Source organism: Ralstonia pickettii (genome assembly GCF_000607165.1).
Taxonomy (GTDB): Bacteria; Pseudomonadota; Gammaproteobacteria; order Burkholderiales; family Burkholderiaceae; genus Ralstonia; species Ralstonia holmesii.
Genome location: NZ_JFZG01000020.1, coordinates 53,187 through 70,330 on the forward strand (window position 1 = coordinate 53,187; position 17,144 = coordinate 70,330).

Annotated in this window: 16 protein-coding genes and 1 tRNA gene; 8 read left to right on the top strand and 9 right to left on the bottom strand. The window is 62.5% G+C overall.

The features are described 5' to 3' along the window. Nucleotides 1-265: 265 nt before the first annotated feature. A complete protein-coding gene (locus tag BG83_RS0116850; RefSeq protein ID WP_024977813.1) occupies nt 266-595 on the top strand; it encodes a hypothetical protein in 330 nt (109 codons plus the stop codon). 71 nt (nt 596-666) lie between these two features. Here BG83_RS0116850 and BG83_RS0116855 read toward each other — a convergent pair. The 6 genes from BG83_RS0116855 to petA form a co-directional block, all read right to left on the bottom strand. Next, nucleotides 667-742 (bottom strand) — tRNA-Thr (locus BG83_RS0116855). 29 nt (nt 743-771) lie between these two features. Next, nucleotides 772-1,269 carry a ClpXP protease specificity-enhancing factor gene (locus tag BG83_RS0116860; RefSeq protein WP_024977814.1) on the bottom strand — a complete coding sequence of 166 codons (498 nt, stop codon included), beginning with the start codon at nt 1,267-1,269 and terminating at the stop codon, nt 772-774. Between the two features lie 70 nt (nt 1,270-1,339). Then, entirely contained in the window at nt 1,340-1,951 is a 612-nt protein-coding gene (locus tag BG83_RS0116865) for a glutathione S-transferase N-terminal domain-containing protein (RefSeq protein WP_004634649.1), read from the bottom strand. A 150-nt stretch (nt 1,952-2,101) separates the two neighbouring features. Further along, nucleotides 2,102-2,845 carry a cytochrome c1 gene (locus BG83_RS0116870; RefSeq protein WP_024977815.1) on the bottom strand — a complete coding sequence of 248 codons (744 nt, stop codon included), beginning with the start codon at nt 2,843-2,845 and terminating at the stop codon, nt 2,102-2,104. A 37-nt stretch (nt 2,846-2,882) separates the two neighbouring features. Then, nucleotides 2,883-4,286, bottom strand: a complete 1,404-nt coding sequence (locus tag BG83_RS0116875; protein WP_024977816.1) for a cytochrome b — start codon at nt 4,284-4,286, stop codon at nt 2,883-2,885. Next, nucleotides 4,286-4,894: a ubiquinol-cytochrome c reductase iron-sulfur subunit gene (petA, locus tag BG83_RS0116880; protein WP_024977817.1), complete on the bottom strand. Its 609-nt coding sequence runs from the start codon at nt 4,892-4,894 to the stop codon at nt 4,286-4,288. Before petA ends, BG83_RS0116875 begins: the two co-directional genes overlap by 1 nt. 245 nt (nt 4,895-5,139) lie before the next feature. On the opposite strand from petA, the gene mscL reads away from it, so the two are divergent. Next, nucleotides 5,140-5,568 carry a large conductance mechanosensitive channel protein MscL gene (gene mscL, locus BG83_RS0116885; RefSeq protein WP_024977818.1) on the top strand — a complete coding sequence of 143 codons (429 nt, stop codon included), beginning with the start codon at nt 5,140-5,142 and terminating at the stop codon, nt 5,566-5,568. Between the two features lie 12 nt (nt 5,569-5,580). On the opposite strand, the gene BG83_RS0116890 is transcribed toward mscL, so the two are convergent. After that, entirely contained in the window at nt 5,581-6,327 is a 747-nt protein-coding gene (locus tag BG83_RS0116890; protein WP_024977819.1) for a Nif3-like dinuclear metal center hexameric protein, read from the bottom strand. A 19-nt stretch (nt 6,328-6,346) separates the two neighbouring features. Between BG83_RS0116890 and BG83_RS0116895 the strand changes: the two genes are divergently transcribed. Then, nucleotides 6,347-7,561 carry a Do family serine endopeptidase gene (locus BG83_RS0116895; protein WP_024977820.1) on the top strand — a complete coding sequence of 405 codons (1,215 nt, stop codon included), beginning with the start codon at nt 6,347-6,349 and terminating at the stop codon, nt 7,559-7,561. Nucleotides 7,562-7,987: 426 nt separating this feature from the next. Here the strand turns inward: BG83_RS0116895 and BG83_RS0116900 are convergent, their stop codons facing one another. Both BG83_RS0116900 and BG83_RS0116905 read right to left on the bottom strand, forming a co-directional pair. Next, the gene (locus BG83_RS0116900; protein ID WP_024977821.1) at nt 7,988-9,094 is read right to left on the bottom strand and encodes a porin; all 1,107 of its coding nucleotides are present in this window, start codon (nt 9,092-9,094) and stop codon (nt 7,988-7,990) included. Nucleotides 9,095-9,427: 333 nt separating this feature from the next. After that, nucleotides 9,428-10,567, bottom strand: coding sequence for an extracellular solute-binding protein (locus BG83_RS0116905; protein WP_024977822.1), 1,140 nt, complete (start codon nt 10,565-10,567; stop codon nt 9,428-9,430). A 107-nt stretch (nt 10,568-10,674) separates the two neighbouring features. Between BG83_RS0116905 and BG83_RS0116915 the strand changes: the two genes are divergently transcribed. From BG83_RS0116915 to BG83_RS0116935, 5 genes are all read left to right on the top strand, one after another. After that, the gene (locus BG83_RS0116915) at nt 10,675-11,376 is read left to right on the top strand and encodes a response regulator (RefSeq protein ID WP_024977823.1); all 702 of its coding nucleotides are present in this window, start codon (nt 10,675-10,677) and stop codon (nt 11,374-11,376) included. Beyond that, the gene (locus BG83_RS0116920; protein ID WP_024977824.1) at nt 11,373-12,902 is read left to right on the top strand and encodes a sensor histidine kinase; all 1,530 of its coding nucleotides are present in this window, start codon (nt 11,373-11,375) and stop codon (nt 12,900-12,902) included. The genes BG83_RS0116915 and BG83_RS0116920 overlap by 4 nt, the downstream gene beginning before the upstream one ends. Nucleotides 12,903-13,024: 122 nt before the next feature. Then, on the top strand, nt 13,025-14,131 hold the full coding sequence (locus tag BG83_RS0116925) for an ABC transporter substrate-binding protein (protein WP_024977825.1): 1,107 nt from the start codon (nt 13,025-13,027) through the stop codon (nt 14,129-14,131). Nucleotides 14,132-14,218: 87 nt separating this feature from the next. Beyond that, nucleotides 14,219-16,030, top strand: a complete 1,812-nt coding sequence (locus BG83_RS0116930) for an ABC transporter permease (RefSeq protein ID WP_024977826.1) — start codon at nt 14,219-14,221, stop codon at nt 16,028-16,030. Next, entirely contained in the window at nt 16,023-17,108 is a 1,086-nt protein-coding gene (locus BG83_RS0116935; protein WP_024977827.1) for an ABC transporter ATP-binding protein, read from the top strand. The genes BG83_RS0116930 and BG83_RS0116935 overlap by 8 nt, the downstream gene beginning before the upstream one ends. Nucleotides 17,109-17,144: the final 36 nt, after the last annotated feature.

Genomic DNA, 17,144 nt, shown 5'->3' on the forward strand with positions numbered 1-17,144 from the left:
CCGAGACTGTCTAGCCGTTCAATGTGCGATCGAGGATCGACTAGAACAACTGTCCATGGAGATGCACTCCGTAGCTATGACGGGGCGCAGAGTAACAAAGTCTCGTTGACGGCGGCAAGCGTTTTCTTGGAGGTGTCGCGAAGCCCATTGCACGGCGGCAACAACCCGATGTGCGGCGCCTCGCAAGTCGGTATCGGTACACTGCAATCGCGATCGAGCGCATCACGTGAGAGTGCTCGCCACAGCGATATCAGACGGAGGTTGTATGACGCGCTTAGCAATGCTGCTCACCACGATTGCCGCAATGGCAGGCATGGTCGGTTGCTCGACGGCAGGCTTAGAACACACCAAGAATGCGGGGGAATCCAAGATGGCCGAGCACACATCGCCTGCCGCCACGTGCCAGACAGCCGCCAGTTCCGATGACGCCTTGATCGGCAAATCCGAACAAGAGGCCGCCTCCTTGCTCAGCGGCTGCCTCTGGCGCATCAGCGAGCGCGACGGCAAAGCCCTGCCCGGCACGATGGACTACCGAGAAGAGCGCCGCAATCTGGGCATTCAGGGCGGCAAGGTAATCTGGGTGCAGCGCGGTTGAAGCTCGCAAAGTTGAACGGGCCACCGGACAAAAGAAAACGGCCTCCGCAAGGGAGACCGTTTTCGTGATGCTGGTGCCGGCTGCAGGACTCGAACCCGCCACCTGATGATTACAAATCAACTGCTCTACCAGATGAGCTAAGCCGGCAAAGAAACGCGATTCTAACCTAACACGCGTTACTTGACGACCTTTAGCGCCGGCTTTCCACCGATGCGCGGCACATTCGGTGGTGTCGGTTCGTCTTCCGGGCCGGTTTCCGCTTCGACAGGGACCGGCGCAGGCACCGACTCAGAGTCCACCGCGGCTAGCTTGGGCGGCGGATTGTTCTCGCGTTCGGTTGCAGCCTGCGTCGTCGGTGTACTGCGTTCCACCGGGAATGCCATACCCTGCCCGTTCTCGCGCGCATACACCGCAAGCACGTTTTCGATTGGCACCTCGATCTTGCGCGAGACGCCCGAGAAGCGTGCGTGGAACGTGATCCACTCATTGCCCATGTCGAGCTGGCTGGTCGCGTCAAAGCTCACGTTCAGCACGATCTCGTCGTTTTTGACGAACTCGCGTGGCACGTTGGTGCTGTTGTCGACGAAGACAGCGATGTACGGCGTGAAGCCGTTATCCGTGCACCATTCATAGATGGCACGGATCAGATAAGGCTTGGTGGATGTTTCCGACATGATGAAATCAGTGACCGTTGGGCGCGGTCCCGCGCAGGTTCAACCTGAGCGTGGCCCGACCCAGCGGCAATCAGCGGCGCATGACCTTTTCCGACGGCGTCAGCGCTTCAATATACGCCGGGCGGCTGAAGATACGCTCAGCGTATTTCATCAGCGGGGCCGCATTCTTGGAGACTTCAATACCGTAGTGGTCCAGGCGCCACAGCAGCGGTGCAATCGCCACGTCCAGCATCGAGAACTCTTCGCCCAACATGTACTTGTTCTTCAGGAAGATCGGAGCCAGCTGCGTAAGGCGGTCACGGATAGCCGCACGTGCCTTCTCGTGATTCTTCTCGGCCGCCTTGCCCTTTTCGTTCTCGAGCACGGAAACGTGCGTGAACAGTTCCTTCTCGAAGTTGAACAGGAACAGGCGGGCGCGGGCGCGCTGCACCGGATCGGCCGGCATCAGTTGCGGGTGCGGGAAGCGCTCGTCGATGTACTCGTTGATGATGTTCGACTCGTACAGAATCAGGTCGCGCTCAACCAGGATGGGCACCTGGCCGTACGGGTTCATCACCGCGATGTCTTCCGGCTTGTTGAAGAGATCGACGTCGCGAATCTCGAAATCCATGCCCTTTTCGAACAGGACGAGGCGGCAACGCTGCGAGAACGGGCAAGTGGTGCCCGAGTACAAGACCATCATGGTTGTAGTTCCTTGGCGCATGGGCCGGGGGCGGCCCTATGACGGTACAGCCGTGACGACAAATGACATCGCCACGGCACAAAAAGCGAAAAGGCAAAGGGCTAGAGCCAGTTCTCCACCGGCCTAGCCCTTGCCCGGAAAACACGGATTTTACTTGATGTCCTTCCAATAGGCCGCATTCAGGCGCCAGGCCAGCACGAAGAACACGCCAATGAACAACAATACCCAGACGCCGAGGCGCTTGCGCAGGTTGCCCGCGGGCTCAGCCATCCAGTCCAAATAGCTGACCAGATCGGCCACCGCCTGGTCATATTCGACCTTGTTCATCTTGCCTGGGACCGTCACTTCAAGGCCAACGAGCTTCTTCTCGGCCTCGCCGTGCTCGGACTTCACTTCGGCATACTTCGGCACTTGCTGGCCTTGCAGTTCCCACAGCACATGCGGCATGCCGACCTTGTCGAAGACCAGGTTGTTCCAGCCGGTCGGACGCGTGTCGTCACGGTAGAACGTGCGAAGGTAGGTGTAGAGCCAGTCGCTGCCGCGCGCCCGGGCAATCACCGATAGGTCTGGCGGTACGGCACCAAACCACTTCTTCGCGTCCTCGCGGTCCATGGCGATGTGCATCGTGTCGCCGACCTTGTCTGACGAGAACAGCAGGTTTTGCTTGATCTGCTCTTCACTCAAACCGATGTCGCGCAGGCGGTTGTAGCGCATCGCGCTGGCGCCGTGGCAGTTCAGGCAGTAGTTGACGAACAGCTTGGCGCCGCGCTGCAGCGCGGACGTGTCGCTGGACTGGTTGGGCGCCGGATCGAGCGGCACGCCGCCCTCATTGGCCATCACGGGCGCGGCAAACACGAGACCGGCCAAGGCGAAAATCGCAAGCAGCTTTTTCATTCTTGTGTCCTTCATGGGTCCTTGTGCTCGGCTCGAATCAGTGCGGCGTGAACGTGACGCGCTCAGGCACTGGCTTGAACGTCCCGATCTGGCTCCAGATCGGCATCGCGAGGAAGAACGCGAAGTACAGAATGGTGCCGATCTGCGAGATGATCGAACCGACCGGGCTTGGCGGCTGAATACCCAGGTAGCCCAGCACCGCAAAGGCGATCACGAAGAGGATCAGCAAAGTCTTGTGGAAGCCCGGGCGATAGCGGATCGACTTGACCGGCGAGTGGTCAAGCCACGGCAGGAAGAAGAAGATCACCACTGAACCGCCCATCACGACCACGCCCCAGAACTTCGCATCGATGAACTTGAAGCCCAGTGCCAGGATCACGGCCACAGCCACAGCTACCACTTTGACATTCATGCTCTTCGTACGAGCGAACAGCAGACCCAGCATGATCGCGATGAAGCCCCACAGCCACGGCAGGAAATCCGACGTGGTCGCGCGCAGCATCGAGTAGAACGGCGTGAAGTACCAGACCGGCGCAATGTGCAGCGGCGTCTTGAGCGAATCTGCCGGGATGAAGTTGTTGGCTTCCAGGAAGTAGCCGCCCATTTCCGGCGCGAAGAACACGATCGCGCTGAAGATGAACAGGAAGACCGCCACACCGACGATGTCATGCACCGAGTAATACGGGTGGAACGGAATGCCGTCCAGCGGAATGCCGCGCTCGTCCTTCTTGGCCTTGATCTCAACGCCGTCCGGGTTGTTCGAGCCCACTTCGTGCAGCGCGATGATGTGCGCCACCACCAAGCCCAGCAGCACCAGCGGCACCGCGATGACGTGGAATGAGAAGAAGCGGTTCAGCGTCGCGTCCGATACCACGTAGTCACCGCGAATCCACAGCGACAGGTCCGGGCCGATCAGCGGGATGGCGGAGAACAGGTTCACGATCACCTGCGCGCCCCAGTACGACATCTGGCCCCATGGCAGCAGATAGCCCATGAAGGCTTCGGCCATCAGGCACAGGAAGATCAGGCAACCGAAGATCCAGACCAGCTCGCGCGGCTTACGGTACGAGCCGTACAGCATGCCGCGGAACATGTGCATATACACGACGATGAAGAACGCCGAAGCGCCGGTCGAGTGCATATAGCGCACCAGCCAGCCCCACGGCACCTCGCGCATGATGAACTCCACGCTTGCATAGGCAACGGGGATGCCAGCGGCGTTGAGCGTGCCGTCCGGCTTGTAGTTCATCACCAGGAAGATGCCCGTGACGATCTGGATCACCAGCACCAGCAGCGCCAGCGATCCGAAGAAATACCAGAAGTTGAAATTCTTCGGCGCGTAGTACTCCGACAGATGCGCCTTCCACAGCTCGGATGCCGGGAAGCGTGCATCGATCCAGCCCAGCAGCCCGGTTGTCTCCACCTTCTTCTCGGCCATGATCAAGCCTCTCCTTTCTCGTCTTTACCGATCACCAGCTTCGTGTCGGACAGGAACATGTACGGCGGAACGTCGAGGTTCTGCGGCGCGGGCTTGTTCTTGAACACGCGGCCAGCCAGGTCGAACGTTGAACCGTGACACGGGCAGACGAAGCCGGGGTCTCCGGCAAGCTGCACGTTGGCGCCCACGGGAAACGGACCAGACGGGGAGCAACCAAGATGCGAGCAGATGCCGACCACGACCAGCAGGTCTTTATGCTCGGCACGGGAGCGGGTTTCGTTCTTGCAGTAGTCCGGCGTCTTCATGGTGAAGGGCACGTCGGACTTGGGGTCGGCGACTTCGTTATCGGTCTTCTTGAGCGATTCCAGCATGTCGGGCGTGCGTTTGAGCAGCCAGACCGGCTTGCCGCGCCATTCCACCACCTTCATCTGGCCGGGGGCCAGGTCACTCACGTCGGCCTCTACGGGCGCGCCCGCTGCACGGGCTTTTTCAGATGGTGCGAATGTGCAAACGAAAGGGGCCGCAACCGCAACCCCTCCCACACCACCAGCCACGGACGTCGCAATCAATAGATTACGGCGACCCTTGTCCACGTTTTGCTGGTCACTCATTCAAGACCCCAGGATGAGAAATCAAGATAGATTCGCGTCAACCGAAAATTATACCCGAGCGTACCGAGCGAACGATAGCGGTCGCGGGGCGCAGCGGTTATAGATATAGTGAACACGCCGATCGCCCGCCAGCCCAATGCTGACAAGGCTTTGGCATGGCTCTTGCAGCCTCGCTTTCAACAATTCAGGTCAACCGTTCGTTAGCTTGACCGTTTGTCTCGAATCAAACAATCCGGAGAAAACCGATGGCACTGATGCAAGACTTCAAGAAATTCGCGATGCGCGGCAACGTGATCGACCTGGCAGTGGGGGTGATCATCGGTGCGGCGTTCGGCAAAATCGTCGATTCGCTCGTCAATGATCTGATCATGCCGCTGATCGGCCGCATCGTTGGCAAGCTGGATTTCTCGAACCTGTTCATCCAACTGGCAGAGGCGCCCGCGGGTGTGCCGCACACCCTGGCCGATCTGAAGAAGGCTGGCGTACCGGTCTTCGCCTACGGCAACTTCATCACCGTGGCGGTCAATTTTCTGATTCTGGCGTTTATCGTGTTTCTGATGGTGCGCGCCATCACGCGAATGATCGACGCCAACCCGCCGGCAGCACCCGCTGAAACGCCGGAAAACATCCTGCTACTGCGCGAGATTCGCGACAGCCTGAAGACCAAGCCGTAATCGGACGTCGAATCACACCGGATTCGGGATATCGATGAAGGTGTGACGCACGCCGAAGCGCTCGGCCAGGTGATTGCCGAGCGCCCGAACGCCGCCGCGCTCGGTGGCGTGGTGGCCCGCACCGATATAGGCAACACCCGATTCGCGCGCCAGATGCGTGGTCTGCTCCGACGCCTCACCGCTCAGATACACGTCCACACCGGCGGCCACGGCAGCATCAAACCAGCCTTGGGCACCCCCCGTGCACCAACCGACTGTGCGCACCGGACGACCCTCCTCGCCGATCACGAGGGGCGCCCGATTCAGCTTGGCCGACACCGTCTGCGCGAAAGCGCCCAGCGTGGTCGCTTCGGCAAGCGTACCAATCCAGCCAAGTTCATCGTCGCCGAACCGGCCCTGGGGCGAGATGCCCAGCAACGCACCCAGCTGCGCGTTGTTGCCCAGTTCAGGATGCGCATCGAGCGGCAGGTGATACGCGAACAGGTTGAGATCGTGCGCCAGAAGTTGCTTCAGGCGCGCATGCTTCTGCCCCACGACACGGCCGTCCTCGCCCTTCCAGAAATAACCGTGATGCACGAGGATGGCGTCGGCACGGGCTTCGATGGCGGCTTGGATCAGCGCCAGGCTGGCGGTCACCCCCGTCACGATATGCGTAATGGTGTCGCGCCCTTGTACCTGCAGACCATTGGGGCAATAGTCCCGAAAACGGGCCGCCTGTAACAGGTCGTTCAAGTACAATTCAAGTTCTTTTCGATCCATTTGGACTCAATTTCGCTCTATGTTGCGCCGCTTTTGGCTGTTTTTCGCGCAAGCCGTCACGGTCGTCCTGGCCGTCTGGTTTGTGATCGCCACGCTCAAGCCTGATTGGCTGCAGCGCGGCAAGGTGGCAGTGCAATCCGGCTCGCCAATTGTTGCGCTTAAGGAAGTCGCTCCGCTCGGCCACGGCGGCACCTCGAGCAACTCCTACGCGGAGGCCGCCAAGGTCGCCATGCCTGCGGTGGTCAACATCTTCAGCAGCAAGAACGCGCCGAAGCGCGGCAATAACCCGCAGGCCAGCGCAGATCCGTGGTTTCGCTTCTTCTTCGGAGACCGCGCCCCGGAACAACGCCAGGAACCCACGGCCAGTCTTGGCTCGGGCGTGATCGTCAGCTCGGAAGGCTACATTCTAACGAACCACCACGTGGTGGACGGCGCCGACGAGATCGAAGTCGCCCTGACCGACGGCCGCAAGGCCAACGCCAAGGTGGTCGGCTCCGATCCCGAAACCGACCTGGCCGTCCTCAAGATCAACCTGCCGAATCTGCCCGCCATCACGCTGGGCCGGCTGGAGAACGTGCGCGTCGGTGACGTGGTGCTTGCCATCGGCAACCCGTTCGGCGTGGGCCAGACGGTCACGATGGGCATTGTCTCTGCCTTGGGTCGCAGCCACCTGGGCATCAACACCTTCGAAAACTTTATCCAGACCGACGCTGCGATCAACCCAGGTAACTCAGGCGGCGCGCTGGTCGATGCCGACGGTAACCTCCTAGGGATCAACACGGCGATCTACTCGCGCTCAGGTGGCTCGCTAGGCATCGGCTTCGCGATTCCGGTATCGCTGGCCAAGCAGGTGATGGAATCCATTATCTCGACCGGTAGCGTGGTGCGCGGCTGGATCGGCGTTGAGCCGCAGGATGTGACGCCGGAAATTGCAGAGTCATTTGGCTTGTCGCGCAAGGATGGCGCGCTGATTGCCGCCGTGGTTCAAGGTGGCCCCGCAGACAAGGCGGGCCTGCGCCCGGGAGACATTCTCACCAGTGTCAACGGTGGACCGATCCTGGATACGACGGCGCTGCTCAACAGCATCGCTCAGCTTCAACCGGGTGCGGAAGCCAAAGTAACGGTATCGCGCAAAGGCAAGGCGGTGGAACTGACTATCGTCGTCGGCAAGCGCCCGCCGCCGACGCGTCGCAACGTACCGATGCCCTCGCAGGACGACGAAGAACAACAGTAAGCGGCAGGTGTCGGAACACACTAACGGCGGTCATATGTGCCGCCGTTTTTTTATGCGCGCACGCTTGAGCATCAAGCCAGCACGTTGGTGGGCCGAGAGCCGCCTTGACGCCGCCGCGCCCGCTCAACGCAACGAGCGATCCGACGTACCAACCGCTGCGCTGCCGCGTTGATACGAGTTGCCTTTGTTCCGCGCTGCTGAGAGCCCCGGGGGCGTATGCCGTCGCAAAGCAGCAGGCGTGACGCCCCGCTGTCGCTTGCCTGCGCTCCTACATCATCAACTGAAGCTTGCACACCAGCCAGGCCACCCTTGGCAGCGTTTCAGCTGGAGGTGCGCTGCGAATCATTCGCACAAAGAAAAACGCCGATCCCTTTCGGAATCGGCGTTTAACCGTTTAATTCGATGCGCCCTTACGAGCGCGTCAAATTAGAACTTGTGACGCAGGCCGACGGTAGCGCCGAACTGGTTGTTGCTGTTGTTCGGGCCCGAGAACACTTGGTTGCCGCCCGTCAGCGTCGTGCCAGCGTAGCCAGTGTCGTTCAGACCCATCACGCCCAGACCCGAGCCGCCGCTGTTCTTAGCATAGGCCACGTTGAAGTAGGCGTCGGTGCGCTTCGACAGAGCGTAGTCGGTACCGACCACGAACAGCCACGGGTTGCCCGTACCGCTGTTCTTGAACTGTTGGTAGTAAGCCGTACCCGTCAGCGACAGAGCCGGAGTAGCTTGGTAACCCAGGCCAGCCCAGTACAGGTTCGAACGCAGGTTGCCGTTGCCAGCAACAGTTGCGTAGTTAGCCTTGTACCAACGGTAGCCAGCGTACAGCTTGGCCGGGCCGAAAGCGTACGTACCAGCGATCGTGGCGCGTTGTTCGCGGTTGTCGCTACCAACGGTCGTCGAGTTGGTCTGGTCGTACACTGCGCCGATACCCAGCGGGCCGCCAGCGTAGTTAGCACCCAGGCTCCACTCGCGGCCGGTCTTGTTGCTGCCAGCCACTTCGTTGCCGTTGTAGTTGAACGAGTACAGACCGGAGACGCTCAGGCCACCGAACGTGCCGACGTACTTGACGGCGTTGTCAGCACGACCAGCGAAGAACGCGTCTTGCGAGGCCAGCGAGTAACGCGTGGCGATTGCCATCGGGTCATACATCAGCGAGAAGTCGTACAGCAGGTTTTGCTGACGACCCAGGGTCAGTTGACCCCACTGGCCTTGCAGACCGACGTAGGCGTTACGACCGAACAGACGGCCACCTTGAGCCGACGTACCCGTGTCCAGGTTGAAGCCGCTTTCCAGGTTGAAGATACCCTTCAGGCCACCGCCCAGGTCTTCAACACCACGCAGGCCCCAACGCGAGCCCGACAGGCCGCCCGAATCCAGACCAAAACGCGAGCCGCTGCTGCCAGCGGTAGCGCCCGGCACCTTGTTTGCGTAGGTCAGACCAGCGTCGACCACGCCGTACAGGGTCACGGAGGATTGTGCATAGGCGCCACTGGCGGCCAGAGCTGCAACAGCAGCTGCAAACAGTTTCATCTTCATATCGACACTTTCCTTGTCAACTGATTGGGAAATCTTGACTGTCCTTATGGACGACGCAGATACCTCACGTCTGACCGCATTATGTGCCAGCGTTGACTGATTCCGGAAACCCTTTCTGGCTCTGGGCCGCGATTTGCGGCCAAGTTGTTGCTCATGGGCAACACGCGCCAAGCCTCGTGGAGAGGGGGGCGCGACCCGCTTTTTGCGCGGTGGCACAGGGGTTGGCGGGCGATTGTCACCCCCTTCCTGTGCAGCAAATTTGGCGGTCGGCGACAGCTCTGAATTGTCGCCTTCGCACCACGTTACGGCAATAAGTGCTTCTTTATTCTCTTTTTATCGACCGAGTGCGGCGTGCCATCGCTTTAAGAAATCGGCACGGCGGAGCTGATCTTGATGGGCGAGTAAACCCGGGCCGACGGGAATGGGTCGATGCGTGTTTCCAAGTTCGGCGAGCAGGCGCTTGGCGGTGAGCCCAGTCTCAACGTCCTGGCGCAGCGAAAACAAGAACGCGCGGTCTGCCATCACGCTCTGGCCATCACGCGAGAGCATGAAGTCGAGCCAGAGGCGCGCGGCGTTCGGGCGGGCAGCACGCCGCGCGATGAAGGCAACGCGCGTAGCCACCAGCGTGTAGTCGGTCGGCATCTTGATGGCGAGCGCCGGGTTGCGATCGGCGTAGCGCGCGGCGTACGAGCCGATCACGTTGTAGGCGAGCAGGCTTTCGCCCGACGCGACGCGCTCCAGCATCGCGGCCGTGGTGATGTATAGATTGACGTTGACGCCACCTAATGCCTTGGCAACATCCCAGAACACCGGCGTGGTGCGCGCGTCTTCGGCGGCGAAGAGGAAGGCCGAGCCGGAGTGCTCGATGTCGTACGAGGCGACGCGACCGCGCAGCAAGTCACGATGGCCATTCAGAATGCGGGCGAAATCGGCATGGGTCGAAGGAATCAACTCCGCCGGCAGCTGGCGCGTGTTGTAGACGAAGACGACCGGCTCGTAGCTCGTCCCGTACGCCTCGTTCTTCCAGATGGCCCACGACGGCAGGTAGGGCCGTTCGGGCGATGCGTACGAGAGTGCGTGGCCGTCGTTCACCAGCTTGAACTGCTCGGGCATGGCCGAACTCCAGACCACATCGGCGCCCGGCGACTTGGCGGCGAATTCAGCGAGGAAGCGGCGGTAAATGTCGTCGCTGTTCTGCTCGCGGTAGTCGACGGTGATGCCGGGGTAGCGCGTTTCGAAGGCGCGGATAAGCGGGTACGCCGCTGAGAAATCCGTCGTGGAATACACCGTGACACGGCCTTCGCGGCGCGCGGCGTCGATCATCGCGCCGTAATCGCGCGGGTAGTACGAAGGCAGCTCCGGCGCCGGACGGGCCAGCCACTGCGCGTGCGCCCCGCGCGCGACGACGCCGCTTGCAGCCAGCAATGTGGCGGTCTGAAGCCAGCGGCGACGGGAATTGGGGATGGACGACATGCCGGTTGAAGCTCAACTGGAGCCGCATCAGGTGGACGGTGTGATGGGGATGCGGGCGCCACGCATTATCATGAAAATGTAGCCAGAACGATATTGAGAGACACCCGATGCGGATTTTGCTGGTGGAGGATGAGGAAGAATTGGCCGCATGGCTGGCGCGCGCGCTGGCGCAAAGCGGCTTCGTGATCGAGCGCGCGGCCGATGGAGTCATCGCGGAAGCCTTCCTCGGCTCTGGAGAATTTGACGCGGTGGTGCTGGACCTGCGCTTGCCGCGCAAGGATGGCTTTGCCGTACTGGCCGACATGCGCGCGCGCGACGACCGCACGCCGGTATTGATCCTCACCGCGCAGGGCGCGCTGGACGAGCGCGTGCGCGGGCTCAATGCCGGCGCGGATGATTTCCTCACCAAGCCGTTCGCGTTGTCCGAGCTGGAAGCGCGGTTGATGGCGCTCATCCGCCGCAGCCGCGGTCGGGCGTTCCCGCGTCTGCGTTGCGGGCCGCTGGAGTTCGACACCGGACGCAAGGCATTCCTGCTGTCCAGCGAGCCACTGTCGCTCACGCCGCGTGAGCACGCCGCGCTGTCGGCGCTGCTGCACAAGACCGGCCAGCCGATCAGCAAGGTGCATCTGTTCGACAAGGTCTTCAACCTGGACAGCGATTCCAGCCCAGACGCAGTCGAGGTGGTTGTGCACCGCCTGCGCAAGAAGCTGGCGGGCACGGGCGTGCAGATCGTCACCGTACGCGGGCTAGGCTACATGCTTGAAGCCGGCGATGGTGAAGCGCCTACCGCCGGCGATAGCAGCGCATGATGCAGCGGCTCGCCTGGCTTCGGCTGCCGCGCAGCCTGAAACTCACGCTGCTCTGGTTGCTGCTGCCGGGGCTGGTGGGTGTGCTGGCCATCGACATCGTCTCGGCGTACCAGGCGCTGCGTAGCGCGACCGATCGCGCGTACGACCGCGCCCTGCTCGGCTCGGTGCGCGCCATCGAGAACGGCGTGACGATCGAGCGCGGGCAGGTCCAGGTCAACGTGCCGTATGTGGCGCTGTCCATGTTCGAATCGACCGCCCAGAGCAATGTCTATTACCGCGTCGCTTTCGAGCCCTTGCCCGGCAAGGCGCCGGAAGCCGCGCTGACCGGCTACGACGATCTGCCGCTGCCCGTCACGCGGCTGGAAAACGACACCCCGCTCTTCTACGACGCGATGTACCACGACGAGCCCGTGCGCGTGGCCGCCGTGGCCAAGCCGCTGTATCAGCCCGGGCTGCCGGCGCGCATCGTCATTCAGGTGGCGGAAACCATCGAGACGCGGCGCGCGCTGCAACAGGCGGTGTGGCGCGGTACGCTGCTGCGCGATGCGGCGCTGGTGGCGGTGAGCGCCGCGCTGTTGTGGCTCGGCGTGACTGTCGCGCTGCGCCCGCTCAATCGCCTGGCACGCAGCATCGGCGTGCGCGCGTCGGATGACCTGCGGCCGCTCGACGCCACGGACGTGCCAGCCGAGGTGCGTCCGCTGGTCAACGCGATCAACCACCACATTCATCGCTACGCCGAACTTGCGGAGGCGCAAAGCCAGTTCCTTGCCGATGCGTCGCACCAGTTGCGCACGCCGCTGGCCGTGCTGCTCACGCAAGCCGAATACGCGCTGCGCGAAACCGACCCGGCACGCGTGCGCGAAAGCCTGTCCGCCATCATCGCGCGCCTGCAGTCAACGAACCGGCTGACCACGCAATTGCTCGCTCTTGCGCGCGCACGACATGCGGGACAGGATGCGCCGGCCGAAATCTTTGACTTTGGTGAATTGGCACGCGACGTGGTGGTCGACGCACTGCCGCTGGCGCGCGAAAAACAGCAGGACCTCGGGTGGGATGACGGCGGCCTCGCCATGACGCTGCCCGTCATCGGCTACCCGGCCTTCCTGCGCGAGGCGCTCTCCAACCTCGTGCACAACGCCATCCGCTACACGCCGGCAGGCGGACGCATCACCGTACGCGCCACTGCGGAAGGCGATGCCGCCCTGGTCTGCGTGGACGACACCGGGCCCGGCATGAACGCTGACGAGCGCGCACATGCGTTCCAGCGCTTCCGCCGTGCGCACGAGGGCGGAAGTCGCTCGGGTAAACCCAAAGTCGCGCCCAAAGACGCCCGCTATGCCGCCGAAGGTTCCGGCCTCGGTCTGGCCATCGCACGTGCCTATGCCGCGCGTAGCGGCGGGCAAATCGAGCTAGCAGACGGCGAGCCGAACGAGCACGGTGGCGTCGGTTTGTCGGCGCGGATTCGCGTGCCGCTGGCGGCTGCGACAGCCCCCACCGAACATGCTGCGACGCAGCAGACGCAATGAAAGCGTGACGAAAGCGCGCGATTTCTATAATCCGCCGCACCTGGGGCCATCCGTCCGAGCTACACGCAGCAAGCCATAAGTAGCCGGCCCCATACCATCACAAGCAAACAGGAGACAAACCCATGCTTCGTGGACGCTTTACGCCTGCGCACGCCGCTCTCGCTTCGATCGCGGCTGCCGCACTGACCCTCAGCGCCGCCGCCTTCGCGCAAGTCCCGGCCGGCTACCCCGCCAGCTATGCAGATACCATCGCCGCCGCCAAGAAGGAAGGCAAGGTGGTGGTGTATGCGACGACCGACACCAAGGCTGCAGATCCGCTGATCAAGGATTTCGAGTCGCTCTACCCGGGTGTGAAGGTCGAGTACAACGACATGAACAGCAGCGAGCTGTACAACCGCTTCATCAGCGAGCAGGCTGCCGGTGGCGCCTCGGCTGACATGATGTGGAACTCGTCGATGGACTCGCAGCTCAAGCTCGCGCAGACCTACGCGATGAAGTACGACTCGCCGGAAGTGCCGAACCTGCCGAAGTGGGCAGTCCACAAGGGCATCGCCTATGGCACGACGTATGAGCCGGCCGTGTTCCTGTACAACAAGCGCCTGGTCAAGGATTCGGAAGTGCCGCAAACGCACGCCGATTTCGCCAAGCTGGTCGCCAGCCAACCCGAGCGCTTCAAGAACAAGGTCACGACGTACGACATCGAGAAGTCTGCCGTGGGCTTCATGATGGCGGCGCAAGACAATCTGGATTCGCCGCAGTACTTCGACTTCGTCAAGGCAGTGGGCCCGAACCTTGTGCTGCAGTCCTCCACCGGCACGATGATGGAGCGCGTGGCCTCGGGTGAAAACCTGGTGGCGTACAACATCCTCGGTTCGTACGCGATTGCGCGCGCCAAGAAGGATCCGTCGATCGGCATCGTCTATCCGAAGGACTACACGCTGGTGGTGTCGCGCGTGGCGATGATCGCCAAGAAGGCGAAGAACCCGAACGCGGCCAAGCTGTGGCTGGACTACATCCTGTCCAAGCGCGGCCAGGAAATCCTCGCCAACAAGTCGGATCTGCACTCGCTGCGTGAAGACGTGACGGGCGAAGCCACCGCCGCCGGCCTGAAGAAGATTCTCGGCAGCAGCATCAAGCCGATTCCGGTTGACGAATCCATCCTGGCGTTCCTGGAACCCAAGAAGCGCCTGGACTTCATCAAGCAATGGCGCACCGCCGCCGGCCGTTGATCTGATCCGCTGATCACCGGCACCCTTCTCATCTGACCGACCTGCCGGCGCCATCCGTATCTGGCGCCGGCTCCTCCTGGAGGCACCATGCGTTCTCTAGCGCAAGACCGTGCCGCCGCTCGCCAAGTCACCCTCAAGCGCTCGCCCTGGACGCGTGTGGGACAGGCTTTGCCGCGCGGCGTGGTCATTCTGCTTACCGCGCTGGCGATTTTCACGCCGCTGGCGCTGATCTTCTACCAGAGCTTTCTGTCCGCGCCGTTCTTCATGCCCGACGCGCTGGCGGGGCTGGATGCATATCGCTTCATCTTTACGGATTCGGATTTCTGGCAGGCCTTTGAGAAATCCACCGCGCTCGCTTTCGGTCTGGCGGTGATCTCGGTACCGCTGGGCGGCATCCTGGCGTTCCTGATGGTGCGTTCGGACTTGCCCGGCCGCCGCGTTCTCGAACCGCTGCTGATGATTCCGGTGTTCGTCTCGCCGATGGTGCTGGCGTTCGGCTACGTGGTGTCCGCCGGACCGGTAGGCTTCTACACCGTGTGGTTCAAGAGCGTGTTTGGCGGTGCGCCGTGGAACGTGTATTCGTTCACAAGCATCATCATCATTGCCGGCCTGACGCACGTGCCCCACGTGTATCTGTATGTTTCGTCGGCGCTGCGCAGCCTCGGTTCTGACGTGGAAGAAGCCGCTCGTATCGCGGGGGCATCGCCGCTGTCGGTGGCACTCAACGTGAGCCTGCCGATGGTGCGCCCTGCCCTGCTGTACGCAGCCGTGCTGGTGACATTCCTGGGCTTCGAGGTGTTCGGCCTGGTGCTCGTGCTGGGTGATCCGGAAGGCCACCTCGTGCTGGCGACCTATCTGTATAAGCTGACGAACAAGCTCGGCACGCCGGCATATCACCTGATGGCGGCCGTGGCGGTCTGCCTCGTGATGGTGACGTTCCCGCTGGTGCTGCTGCAACGCTACATGCTGAAGTCGGCCAACCGCTTCGTCACGGTCAAGGGCAAGGTCACGCGCAGCCGTCCGTTGCCGCTGGGCAACTGGCGCTGGCCGGCGTGGGCGGTTGTGGTGCTGTGGTTTTTCGTAACGGTGGTGGTGCCGCTCTCGGGTATCGCGCTGCGCGCCTTCGTGTCGAACTGGGGTGAAGGCGTGTCGCTGGTCGAGGCATTCTCGACCACGGCGTTCCAGCAGATCTTCGAGCAGCCGCAGTTCCTGCGTGCGATGGTCAACACGGTGCTGATCGGCGTGATCGGCGGCGCGCTGGCCGTGGGCTGCTACACGTGCATCGGTCTGGCCATGCACCGCAAGCCGGATGGCTGGACGCGCTTTCTCGATTACAGCGTGCTGGTGCCTCGTGCCATTCCGGGTCTGCTGGCGGGTCTGGCGTTCCTGTGGGTGTTCCTGTTCGTGCCCAACTGGATCGAGACCGGCCTGACCGACAGCGGCCTGCCCTTCGCCAACTGGATCATCGAGAACATCGTGCCGAGCCTGCGCGACCTGCGCAGCACGATCTTCAGCGTGTGGATCGCTTACACGGTGGTGTGGCTGGCCTATGGCCTGCGGTTGATCTCGGCCGCGCTGCTGCAAGTCGGTCCGGAGCTGGAAGAAGCCGCACGCTCGGTGGGCGCCACCCGTGCCCGCACCACGCGCGACGTGACCGTGCCGCTCACGCGCTACGGCCTGCTCGGCGCTTGGCTGCTGATCTTCCTGATTTTCGAGCGCGAGTATTCGACCGGTGTGTACCTGCTGTCGCCGGGCACCGAGACGATCGGCTCGATGCTGGTTTCCCTGTGGGCGGGCGGCGCCATCGATATCGTTGCCGCGCTGTCCTTCGTCAATATCGTGCTGGTGGCCGTCGGCCTCGGCATCGCACTGCGTTTCGGAGTGAAGCTCCATGATTGAACTCACTGTCAACGACCTGCACCTGCAATACGGCAACAACCCGGTTCTCAAGGGTGTCTCGATGCAGCTGCAGAAGGGCGAGGTCGTCTCGCTGCTGGGCCCGTCGGGTTCGGGCAAGACCACGCTGCTGCGTGCTGTCGCCGGCCTCGAGCAAGCGAGCCAGGGCACTGTCCAGATCGGCGATCGGGTCATGTTCGACGGCGCCAAGAAACTCGACGTGCCGGCCGAAGGGCGCAACCTGGGCCTGGTGTTCCAGTCGTACGCCCTGTGGCCGCACAAGACCGTGGCCGAGAACGTCGCCTATCCGCTCAAGCTGCGCAAGACACCTGCCGCGCAGATCAAGGAACGCGTGCAAGCGGTGCTGCAGCAACTGGGCCTCGGCCATCTGGGCGAGCGTTTCCCGAGCCAGCTCTCCGGCGGCCAGCAGCAACGCGTGGCCATCGCCCGCGCGCTGGTCTACAACCCACCTGTGATCCTGCTCGACGAGCCGCTCTCGAACCTCGACGCCAAGCTGCGCGAAGAAGCCCGCGCCTTCCTGCGCGAGCTGATCGTGCGCCTGGGCCTTTCAGCCCTGATGGTCACGCACGACCAGAGCGAAGCGATGGCCATGTCCGATCGCATCCTACTGCTGAACAACGGCGTGATCGAACAGCAGGGCACGCCCGAGCAGATGTACGGCGCGCCCGAAACGCTCTTCACCGCCGAGTTCATGGGCAGCAACAACCGCATCAACGGCAAGATCGCCGAAGTGCGTGACGGCATGGCCCGCCTGGTGGACGAGACTGGCGGCTGGTCGCTGTGGGGTGTGGCGCGCGGTGATTTGAAGCCCGGTGCATCAGCGCACGGCGTGATCCGCCTCGAGCAGGTGCGCGTGGGCGTCGACAACGCCGACAACACCATCCACCTGCCGCTCGCAACGCGCATGTATCTGGGCGACCGCTGGGAATGCCTGTTCCGTGCCACCGACGACAGCGGTGCGACCGGCACAGGCCTGCGCGCCTACTCCGCCAGCGCCCCGAGCGACGGCAAGTACGCACTGACCTTCCCGCGCGAACAGTTTTGGCTGTACGCCGCTTAAGGCAACAGCCGTAACAGCGGATTCATCGGCAACAAA